Source organism: Noviherbaspirillum sp. FW303-A3, from assembly GCF_058788695.1.
In genome coordinates this window covers 148,828-160,385 of sequence record NZ_JBYTAZ010000004.1, presented here as the reverse complement: position 1 = coordinate 160,385, position 11,558 = coordinate 148,828, and the positions used below count along the sequence as shown (strand labels likewise).

Genomic DNA, 11,558 nt, shown 5'->3' with positions numbered 1-11,558 from the left:
CATCATGGCCGTTACCGCTTAATAGCTCACGACCTTCGAGATCGTGGTGGTAGCGCCGGAATCGTCGCGAACCTCCATCTCCACAGGCACCGAACCCGACAGTGCGGTGTAGGCGTAGGTGACCCGGTTGCCAGTGGCGGACATCGGGCGCCCATCCACAGTCCAGCGGTAGCCGACGATCTTGCCGTCGGAGTCGCCGCAGGTCGCGCTAAACGACAGCGTGCGTGCCGTGGGCGAGTTCTTCGCAGTCAAGTCGCAGGACGGAGCGCGGTTCTGCACGACCACCATCGGGAAGGTCTTGGTCTGCGTTGCGCCCATCTTCGACGTCACCGTCACTTCCACCTGGTGGTTGCCGGCGTTCTCGAGCAGGAAGCGCGCAACGCCGCCGCGGTTCTCTACCGGCGTACCATTTACCGAGTAGCTATAGCCAATGATCCGGTCAAACGGGTGGCCGCCGGTCACTGCCGGTTTCGCATTGACGCTGACCGGTTCCCGCCACATTGCATTGGACGGCGACAGCTTCATGTCGATGTTGAACGCGGGTGCGTCAATCGCCAGCAGTTCCTTGGTCACGGTGCTGGAATTTCCGCGTCCGTCGGCGATCGTGATCGACACCGGATACGCCTTGCCAGTCGGCAGGCGAAGCTGCGCTGAACCGTCCTTCTGCTTCATCACTTCGGCGTCGCCCGGCAGATCCCACGTGATCGTGAGCGGCTCGCTGCGATACTGGGACATCAGTTTGCGGTTATCGAGGACGAGGTCCAGTTTCGCGACGGACGGGGCGTACGTCGTGTCCTGCTGCACTTTCAGGTCCCATACCGGCCAGACATACTTCCAGACGCGGACGCCAAACTCCCCGGAGGCGACGGCCCCGTCATCAGCGTACCCTTCCACCCAGGCGGTGTACTTCAGCGGCATCTTCTCGCCGGTTGGACTCATGTCTGCATCGACGGGAGCCCAGTTCAGCGTCGGGCCCTCGACCTTGCGGCCGTTTGGAAGAGTCCATTCGCCGCGCATCGAAAGCGCTGCCTTGGCAGGTGCCCACGGCTCGGTCACACGTGCTTCGAACGTGTAGGACTGGCCAACTTCAAGCACCGGCGGTCCCACGATCGTTACCTTCGGAGCAGCCGGAGCAGTGAATTTCACCGTCAGTCGCTGCGTGGTCCAGGACGCGAGATCGGCGGGATTGGCGGCGGAGGAGCGCGCCTTCGCCGTCACCTTGATCATCTTCGTTTCGGAAGAATTGATTGCCACACCGGTTCCGGTCAGCGGGGTGTCCTGGCCTTCGACTTCCCAAACCACTACCGGCGTTTCGGCGATCGGAGCGCCCTGCACGCCGGACACCGTCCCGTTCGTTTCGGTAAAACTTGCGGTCAGGTTGATCGGGGTCCCCGGGTAGGCCACGGTCGCCCCGGCCACGGAGAACACCGGCATCTTGAACGTCGTCACGGTGATCGGCGCGGACTCAGATTTGGCGTTGCTGTTCTTGTTGGTGAATACCGCCTTGACGAGGAACTTGCCCAAGCCGAGCGTGCGCGTCATCCGGAAAGCGGCTGCCTCCTGCTCGCTGCTCACCTTGTTCCAGCTCACACCATCATCGGTCGACATGTAGAACTCCGACGCGCCGAGGGAGGTGACGTCATCTTTCGATGCCATCTTGGCGCTGAAAGTCACCACGGCGGGCGCAGGCGCGGAACTGCGGTTTGCAACGACCTCACCCGAAAGCGGCGAGCCTTTGCTGATCGGTACAGTGCGGCTGTCCGAACGGATCTCGTACGAGAACCCCTCGATCGGGGACACGACCGATGCCACGGCGATCAAACGCGGAGCCAGCATCGTGTTGGTTGCCGGGACGGTGACGTTTGCGCGGCCGTTGACCATCTCCACTGGCTCGGTCAGGTAGACCAGGCTGTCGTTCTCGGTGAACTTGGCGATACGCACCATCCATTTGCCTTGCGTGTTCTGGTCATAGGACAGACCGGTGTTTGTAGGCAAGCCCACGCGCACGCTTACGGGAATCGTGGAGTTGTCGAGCGACACGGCAGGCGTATCCAGCGCCAGTTTCATCTTGTCGGACGGGGTGACAATGACGTCGATGTTTTTCTCATTGAACACGCCAGGCATCGCGGTATAAGCGCTCTTGATCTGCACCTTCTTCGTGCTCCACAGCACCCCCGGCCGGAATTCCACGAAGCGTGTGGCCGCGCCCTTGGGTGTATCGAACGTGATCGGAGTATCGCCGTCAATGGAATAGTAGGTTGAAACGCCCGCCCCCATCGAGTCCACGTACAGCTTGGCGCCAATGCCACCCGAAGCTGGCACGGTGAACAAGTTGGTCACGGCGTCCGTGGACGAGCGGATCTGAATATCCGGCAGCGGCGGCTCGGCCGCGGCGAACGTCTTGGTGTAATTCTTGAAGGTGACCTTTTCGCCGTTCGTGCGGAATACGGAAACGTCCCACTTAATCGTATGGTTGCCGACGGATCCTGCCGAACCGATGAGCTGCGGGTAACCCTGCCCCGGCTTTTGCACGACGCCATTGGGCAACTGCGTCCATTCCACGAGGCACTTGAGTGACTGGTCCGGGGCAAGACTTGCGCGCGCCTCGCTCTCAAGAGCCGTCAACGAGCAGAAATTCGCGCCGAAGGACTCGATCGTCACATTGACCGGATCAATGAAGGCCCGAGGGGTCCAGGTATCCGCCTTCAGGTCGTAGATGGCCTTGGAGGGATCAAGGAGATGTAGCGCAAACTTCTTTTGTGCCCGCGCGTTCTCGACGTTGTCGGCCATCGTCACATCTGCAGTGAAGTTCGCAGGCTGGAGACCGTTGTAATTGATCGTGATCGTCTTGTCGGTGCCAGTGGGCAGTTTCTGGTACTGGGTCAAGTTCGAATCCGCGAGGATACCCATCGGCTGGGTGCCATCGAACAGCTGGATGTGCAAACTCGTGTTTTTTGCGCAATTTGGAAGCGTATAGGTCAAGGTCACGGAGCCGGTGGCCATCGCGGGATACGGAGCGACCTGGAACTGCTTCAGCTCCGGATTCGGGCAAGCGGTTCGCACCGTGCCTGTTCCTTCCACCGTGTATCCACCCTTATCCGTCACCATATAGGTGAACGTCTTCGACCCGGTCCAGTCAGCATTGGAGACGAACGTCATTTTGTTCGTCACCGGGTCAATGGTCACCGTTCCTGCGCCAAGCGGCTGGCTCGTTATCGAGACCGTGTGCATATCGGTCTGGTTCGGATCCACAATGATTGGCGTCGCCTGGCCGGACCCGTTATAGTCCGCGCGGATCTCGACGGAGGAGCTCGCTACCGGAAGGTTCGGATACCCGACATCCTGCCCGTTGCCCGTCGATTCACCAAGGACGTTTTCCGAGCTGACAGTGAAATACAGGTTGCGGCCGTCGCGGTACAACGCCATCAGGTTGCCCGCTGCCGCGTTGACATAGTAGCTCGCGTCGCAGGTCGGCGCCGGTTGTCCCTCGGGTGCCGGCGGCAGCAATGCCGGGTCACACCATGCCATCGTGGACATCTGGTAGTCAGGAATATTCTTGACGTAGGTGCCCTTTAGGCCCTTGCTGTCCGACACGTACAGCTTGTAGTTGCCAGCACCGACTACACCGTCCCACGTGATTTGGACGTTGTTGTTCAAGGTGCCGTCCGTTGCCGTAACGTTCTTTGGCGCGTCAGGTACACCGGATAGCGTGCCTACTGCCTCGAAACGGAACTTGCCCGCATTCCAGGGGCCGGCGCCGATTCGTGCGGAGTCGGGGAGGTAGGCGCCGGGGTTGTAAGGCGGGTAGTTGTACCCGTGTGCGGCGCCCGAATACAGGATGGTGTTGTTCTTGGTAACGTAGTACGTACCGCCAGAACCCATCGCCATGATCTGGATGTTTTCCTGGGTTTTTTGCCACCCTGTATTTGATGTTGCGCATGCCGTTAGCGAGGCGGCGCAGTTGTTATCCGACGTGACCTTAGCAAAAACCCGCCCGTCGCGGGTCAATGCCTGTGAAATGTTCCGATCGACAAACCAGTGACTGTCCTGTGAAGACTGCGCGGGATTGGGTTCCTGCATATCGATGAAATCCTCGTCAGGCATTCCCAACGCGACATTCTGATTGATAAGCAGGTTCAATTTGTCTTCGGGCGCAGCGGCACTCAGTTCGTAACTACTCCAGGCGTTCTGCGGCGCCGTCGTGGTCATGCGGAACACTTCGCCGGTTTTTGTGTAGATATTCCACGCGTCGATGCGCTCGATGGCGTCAACGAAGCGGGTGAAACCTGCGTTGGTCATACGCTGGGTTAGCGGCTTCTTCCACGCAATACGTTGCTGACTGTCATTCGAAAGGAGCTTGCCGTTGGCGTCGAACGTCCACGGGCGCGGCCCATAGTAGGAGTTGGTGGAGTAAATGACTCCATCTGTGCCGAAAAAGTGCAGGTTCCGTGTGTAGCTGCCGTTGTAGTTATTCTCAACGTAGCGCTGGTGCGCCATCTTTTCGATCACTTTGCCCGGGAGAACGTCTACATAGCCACCGGTTTTTACACCGACCTGGACCTTCCCGTCCTTCGTCAACACGTAGAGCAAATAATCGCCCTTGTCATAGGTGTTTGCGTAATCGGATGCAATGAACCAGTCCTTCGCGTTGGTATGGACGCGGTACCACTTCCCCGCCGGCGCGGTCGCTTGCCAGAGACGGCTGGCGATGTCGGTCCGAGCCGTCCACAGTTCGCCGTTCTTCAACAAGTACACTTCCCCGTACACGAACTTGGCGACTTGGTCCGGTGCGAATGGTACATCGATACGTTTCGCGGTACCGAAGGTGATCCCTTCCCACCCCGTGCTGGCCTTCAGATACCAGTTGCCATCGGTCCGCTTGAATACCGATTTCGGCGGCCCGCCAATCAGTTCCACAGATTGCGCAATTGCGGCAGTACCGAACGACATGAACATCGCGGCGACCACGGCCAGAGGTGCAAAACGGGGTGACGAAACGTTGAACATTTTGGGGGGCTCCCTGACTACTTTATTAGTGCTGTAATTAGAGCAAAGAAACGCCGCAAGTGATTTTTGTAAGACAGCCCTTCCGGGCGCGTTACATCAATTTCTTGCGGCGGAAACGAAAAGGGGCACCGTTGGGTGCCCTTTCCATGTGCTAGAAGGTGATCATTTTGTTCACTGTGGTTACTGCACGGCTGTCATCTGTGGCTTCCATCGTGACGTTGATTGATCCGCCGACATCAGCAATCGGGTAGGTAATCTTGTTCGTTGTTGAACCCATCTGGACACCGTCGACGCTCCAGCGGTAGCCGATCACCTTACCGTCGGCGTCGGTGCAGACACCTGTTATGGTCATGGTCCGCGTGGTGGTGCTCACCTTGTTCGTGATATCGCACGTCGGAGGCTGGTTCGGAACCACAGTAATAGGTACGGTTACCGTCTGGACCGCGCCAAAGCGCGAGGTCAGGGTGACGTCGAGCGAATGTTCGCCGGGCGCCTCGAGGGTGAAGCGCCCTACACCCGCCTTGCTCTCGACCGGCGCTCCATTGAGCTTGAAGTCGTACGTGGCGGCACGATCGAACGGATGTCCGCCGGCTGCGCTCGGCTTGGCCACCACACTCACAGGTGCACGCCAGAGTGCATTCGATGGCGACAACTTCGTGCTGATAACGAACGGTTGAGCCACAAGCGCCATGAGGTTTTCGGTCAGCGTGGTCGTATTTCCGCGTCCATCCGACACGGTAACCGACACCGGGAAGGTACCCTCGGTCGACAGGCGCAGTTGCGCCTGGCTGCCCTTGTGCTTCATGATCTCCGCCCCGGGCGGGAAGCTGTAGGCAAGGTCAAGCCGCTCGTTGCGGTACTGGCCGAGCAGTTTGCGGTCCGTGGCCACCACATCGAGTTTGACGATTGACGGGGCGTAGGTTGTGTCCTGTACCACCTTCAATTCAAAGGTCGGCCAGACATACTTCCAGACCGTCACCCGCGACTCGGCATATTGCTGAGCGCCCTTGTCATCGTAGCCGTTGACCCATGCGCGGAAGGCGATAGGCTGCTTCTCAGTGGCGATATCGGCGTCGGTCGGGGTCCACGTCAGGTCGAATCCAGGGACTTTCGCACCGTTTGGCAGGATCCATTCGCCGTTGATTTCATGCACCGCCTTTGCCGGCGCCCACGGCTCCGTTACGACGGCCTTGTAGTTATAAGTCTTGCCGACCTCAACCGTAGCCGGTCCCGTAATCGTCACCTTCGGGGCGCCGATGTCGAGGAACTTTGCGGTCAGCTTCTGCGTTGTCCACGACGCTGGGTCCGCCGGGTCAGCTGCAGCCGATCGCGCACGCGCGACGATGCGAACCAGACCCTTTTCGACGGACTCTAGGGAAAGGCTGGTCGATGTAACTTTTTCCGGCTTTCCCTCGACTTCCCATTCCACAACCGGGGTGTCATCGACATTGCCAGCGCCAGCGGACGCGGCCTGCACCGTGTCTTCAAACTTTGCTTGCAACACAATGGGCGTTCCGGGGAATGCAGTCGTTGCGCCCTCAATGACCATTTTCGGCATTTGGTATGCAACGAGGGTTACCGGCTCCGATTCGCTGGTCACACCGTTATTCTTGTTCGTAAATACCGCCTTCACCTTGTAAGAACCGTTCGGGAAGGAGCGGATCATGCGGCCGCCTGCGGCCTCTTCCGGCTTGCTGTACTTTGCCCAGGTCGCCCCGTTATCAGTGCTAACCATGAAGTCTGCGGAGCGCATGGCCGCTGCATCCTCCTTCGTTGCCATTTTTACCGACAGTGTCATCATGGCCGGCGCGGGCGCGGACTTGCGGCTCGCAACGATCTCGCCGATCAGCGGCGAACCCTTCGCCATTCCGATGACCTTCGGGTCAGCAACGATCTTCTTAGTGAAGCCTTCTAGCGGAGAGATGACCTCGGCGACTGCCGTGATCTTCTGCGCGAGCATCGAGTTGAAGGCCGGTGCTTCCAGCATTGCCACGCCGTTGGATGCCAATACCGGCTTGGTTAATGGCACCAGCTCGCCCTCAGCGCCGCTCTTCGCGAGGTAGACCTTCCATTCTCCGTGCAACGCCGGGTCGTAGTTCATGACCGGGCCAGATGGAATGCCGACTTTAACGGTGATTGGCGTGACCGCATTATCGAGCGCCGTCAGCGGCGCCGTCATGGCGACTTTGATCTTTTCGCTCGGAGCAGTCAGGACGTCGACAGTTTCTTCGCTGTAGATCGTCGGCTTGTTGACGTAGTAGGTCCGCATGTAAAGCGTGTGCTTGGACCAAAGCGGAGCCGATTTTGCGTCGATTGTTCGGTCGACACGGCCCTTCATCGTCGCGAATTCCTGCATCTCGCCATCGTCGATCTTGTATTTCGTGACGACGCCGGCGCTCATGCTATCGACTAGGACGCGTGCCATCGAACCGCCATTCGACGGGAAGGCAAATACCGGTGTCCCCGTGGTCGGGGTAAGCGTTTGGGTTGGTGCTGGCGGGCGCGGAGCGGTAAAGACCTTCGATGCCTCCTTGAAGGTATGTTTCTCGCCGTTATCCCGGAACAACGAGATCTTAAAGTCGATCTTCTGCTCGCCCTCAGCGGTTGGGATGCCGGCCAACTGTGGCTCAGTTACACCGTTCACCTGCGCTAGGCCGCCGGGCAAGGAGACCCACTCGAGCAGGCACTTGTACGTAAGCCCTTCGCCGATACTGTTGCGAGCGTCCTGCTCAACCGTGGTCAGCCTGCAGAACGGGTCACCGTAGTTGTCGTGCTTGATCAGCATGCTGTCCAGGTAGGCGCGGGGCGACCAATTCTCCGACTTGAGTTGGAAATCGGTCTTCGTCGGATCGACAAGCACAAACGGGAAGTCGCGGTCGGTAGACGTCTTCCAGACCGAATCGCCCATGATCACTTTTGCACGGTATTCCCTTGATGCCAGGTTCGAGAAGTTGATCGAGATTTCACGATCAGTCCCGGTGGGCAGCTGGTTCAATCCGGCGTCGGTGGGGACCAGGTTGCCCATGTCAATGGTTCCGTCCTTCAACATCACTGCAATCCCGAGATTCTTGGAGCAGGCAGGCGCGTCATAGGTAATGATGACCCGGCCATTTTTGAAGGCTGGCTTGGGAGCGGAACGCATTCCTTTGATCGTTGGCGGCGGACAGTCTACCTTTACGGTGCCGAAGTGCAGTGTCGAGCGCCCAGCCTTGTCTGTCACCTTAACGACAAATTCATCCGTGCCCGTCCAGTCCACGTTGGGAGTGAAAGTAAACACGTCGTCATCGGTTGCTTTGACTACGCTTCCTGCCCTTGCTGGCGGAGAAAGCACCTCGAAGGCGAAGGTATCGTGTGTTCCCCATTTGATGTTGCCATCAGTGATTGTCGGTCTACCTCGGCCGCTTCCATTGTAGGTCCCGACGATGTCCAGCTTGACAGCCGCGATAGCGGCATTGGAGTAGCCGGTATCAGAAACTGTCTGTATCGCTGCCCCATCAGCGCTTTTCGCCTCGATCCAGAAGTAGACTTTTCGACCGTCGTTTTCGCCGGTCATCATGCTGGTCAACGCCTCCCCCGTTGCGCAGGAGGTGCCCTTTGTCGGCAAGAATGCGCCTATCGCACTGCATCCGTAGTAGGCCGGGTTGTAGTTGAAGTTGAAATTGTCGTTCGACAGTGGATTAACTTTGCTTGATACAGCGAATTTGTCCGATCCGTCTTCGTTAAGACCAGCGTAGAGCGTGTAAACCGACGCGCCGGGCGCATGCTCAAAATCGACGTGAATCGGACTATTGTTGAATCCCAACAGTCCATCAGTTGCCGCGATCTTGAATTTGTCGATCGCATCTGTGAGAGTGTGTACGGGGACGGGCTCCTTCGTCTTCCATGACCTATTAGAGCTCACCAGCTCCTCAACCTTCTCCTTGGGGACAACGATACCCGCTACGCCGTAGGGAACGTTCCGGTTGGAGTCGCCGAGATACTGGCTGCCCAATTGGCCGGAGAAGTAAATCTTTTGGTCATTTTTTGTGAAGAACAGCGCGTTGCTCGTGTAGACGAATGATGTAACCCCGGTAGCTAACGGCGTCCATGTCGTAGCGGTGCTTGGGCACGCTAGACCGAACTGACACGTATTTCCCTTTACAAGCAATTCACCATTTGCTTTTAGCGCAATGGCGTCCGTGCTATACGCGAATCCGTAGTAGTCGACAGTGTCATCGGGCGTACCTGCTACTTCAGCCCAGTCACGCAGGACGTCGCCACTTTTCAGGAAAATGAGAGTTCTTTCCTTCCTCTTCGCGATCGCCGTCGCCCAGGTCAAACCCTGCTGAACTGCGCGTGAGGGAAGCGTCTTTGATGACACGTTCAGGACTTTTCCGAAATCGGCCTTCCAGCGGGAATAGAATTTGCCGTCGGACTCCTTTGCGGCATATAGATATGAGGAATTTTTTGGGTATCCACCATTGGTGTCATAGTAAGCCCACGCAAACCCGTCACCGAGCTTCGTCCACGTGACTTTGGCCGACGCCTGCTCACCGTGGCTCATCTCCCACATCGACCCGTCGTTTTTGATCACAACGACCTGTGCGTCGTCGTATATCCCGGTCCACTCCTGAGAGGACCCCGTGGAATGCATGTGGCGTACGTCGTCGTTAATGCGGTAGTACGTCGTATTGACTGCATGTTGTACCGCAGAACCGTAGCGAGCTGCGCTAAAGGTAGGGGCGTATGTTCCTGACGCCCACACCGTGCCGTCCTGGAGGTGGACGGTGTTCATGACCCTGCCGCGGTAAGTGCCCTCGTAGCTATACTTCGACACAACCGGTGCTTCCCATACCATATCGACCAGCTGGGTATCAGTGCCCCAATGGGTACCAATCCTGTGCACTAACGTCCTGCCGTTCGTTTTCGTGTAAACGATATCGAAGGTCCAGGAATTGCCGGCTTCGCGCAAGGTCAGTTGTGCATGTGCGGTTGCGCTAGCAGCGAGGAGAGCGAGCGTGCTCGCGACGGTGGCGGCGGTGCGAAGGAATTTCATCACGGGAGAGCCTCTTGCGAGTGACTTTTCGGTACCCGTAACTGTAGCCAAGAAACGCCGCAACAACTTTTTGTAAGGCGACCCTAATGGGCACTTCTCATTTGTTTCCTGTACATTTTTTGCGGATATGATCAGGCGTATGCAGAAATAGGCCGGAGCCAACGATTCGCTGCCTATTTGACCCGCACTCCCCTCCCCAGTAAGGATTTGAAAGAACGCATGAGTCAATACCGTTACGACCCGTTTGACGTCACCGGCACGATTAACGTCACCGATGCAAATGCCGTCGCCCGGCACGTCGTGGGGATCTACAATGTCTTATACCCGGACCAGAGCCCCGCCCGAATTGAACGGTACTTCTATGACTTCAGCCTTCTCTTTCATGGCCAGTATCCTGGCTATCAAGCGTGCGACACGCCCTACCACGACATTCGTCACTCACTTGACGTCACCGTTGCGCTCGCCAGGACGATAGCCGGGCACGACGGTCACCGGCCGGCGGAGGACAGGCTTGGCGCCGAACTCTTTGAAATGGGCATCCTGGTCGCGCTATTTCACGACGCGGGCTATATCAGGACTGAAGGCGACCCTGCCGCGTCGGGAGCGGTCTACACCTCGACACACATTAGCCGGAGCGCGGACTTTCTGAAGCGATATCTGTCGGAGACCGGAAGTGAGGATCAAAGGGCCGCAGTGGAGCGTCTTGTGCATTTCACCGGCTATGAAGTGATGCGCAGCCCGCTCGAGGTGCGGATGAGCCGGGAACATCTCCTCGGCTGCATGATCGGAAGCGCCGATCTGATGAGCCAGGTGTCGGATTACGACTACCTCGAAAAATGCCGTGACTGCCTGTATGTCGAGTTGGAGATCGCGGGCGTGACGAAAAAACTGGATGAAGCCGGCGAGGTGCGCCGCGTCTTCATGTCGCCGCAACACCTTCTACGCGGGACCGCCAATTTCTATCCAAAAGTGATGGATAAATTGCAATACCAGCTAGGCGGCGTCTACAACTATACCTCTCAGTTCTTCGGCGGGAAGAACCTGTACTTGATCGCGGCGGAGGACAACCTCCGTCTGTTGAAGGACCTTATCGCGCGCGGTCAGCCTGATATCTTGCATCGCACCCCGCTGCGGATCTATCGCCGGCACGAGGGTGAAGGGGTACGCCTGGATGCATGAACTCCTTCCCATTCCCCTCTCGACGATCCTGGATGCTCGGTATCACCAGCTCCCGCTTTCTGAGAAGTACCGCCGGCTGAAATCGGTCTTCCCGCGCGGGATTGAGCGGGGCTACGAGTTTTTTGCTGCGGAGGGAACGAACTCGGACGTGGTCGTGATCCGGATTCCGGACGGGAAGGTCCTGTGTTTTGACAACGGCATGTTCGACGTCGCGCTGGGATTCGACGACCCGGTATCGCTTGAGCAGCTGAGGGAGCATTTTCGCGCGCAGTTCGGGGAAGCGCCGCGCCAGTGCACCTGAAAGGCTGCGTATTAGCAGCTAATTCGGTGTTGGCAC

4 protein-coding genes are annotated in these 11,558 nt (G+C 58.1%); 2 read left to right on the top strand and 2 right to left on the bottom strand.

The annotated features are described in order from the left end of the window. Nucleotides 1-18: 18 nt before the first annotated feature. Both AC3WOY_RS29060 and AC3WOY_RS29055 read right to left on the bottom strand, forming a co-directional pair. Nucleotides 19-5,007: an Ig-like domain-containing protein gene (locus AC3WOY_RS29060; protein WP_492430046.1), complete on the bottom strand. Its 4,989-nt coding sequence runs from the start codon at nt 5,005-5,007 to the stop codon at nt 19-21. 151 nt (nt 5,008-5,158) lie between these two features. Continuing rightward, the gene (locus AC3WOY_RS29055) at nt 5,159-10,042 is read right to left on the bottom strand and encodes an Ig-like domain-containing protein (protein ID WP_492430044.1); all 4,884 of its coding nucleotides are present in this window, start codon (nt 10,040-10,042) and stop codon (nt 5,159-5,161) included. Nucleotides 10,043-10,261: 219 nt separating this feature from the next. Here AC3WOY_RS29055 and AC3WOY_RS29050 point away from each other — a divergent pair, with 219 nt between their 5' ends. Further along, nucleotides 10,262-11,221, top strand: a complete 960-nt coding sequence (locus tag AC3WOY_RS29050) for a hypothetical protein (protein WP_492430043.1) — start codon at nt 10,262-10,264, stop codon at nt 11,219-11,221. Then, nucleotides 11,214-11,522, top strand: coding sequence for a hypothetical protein (locus tag AC3WOY_RS29045; protein ID WP_492430042.1), 309 nt, complete (start codon nt 11,214-11,216; stop codon nt 11,520-11,522). Before AC3WOY_RS29050 ends, AC3WOY_RS29045 begins: the two co-directional genes overlap by 8 nt. The last annotated feature ends 36 nt before the right edge of the window (nt 11,523-11,558 follow it).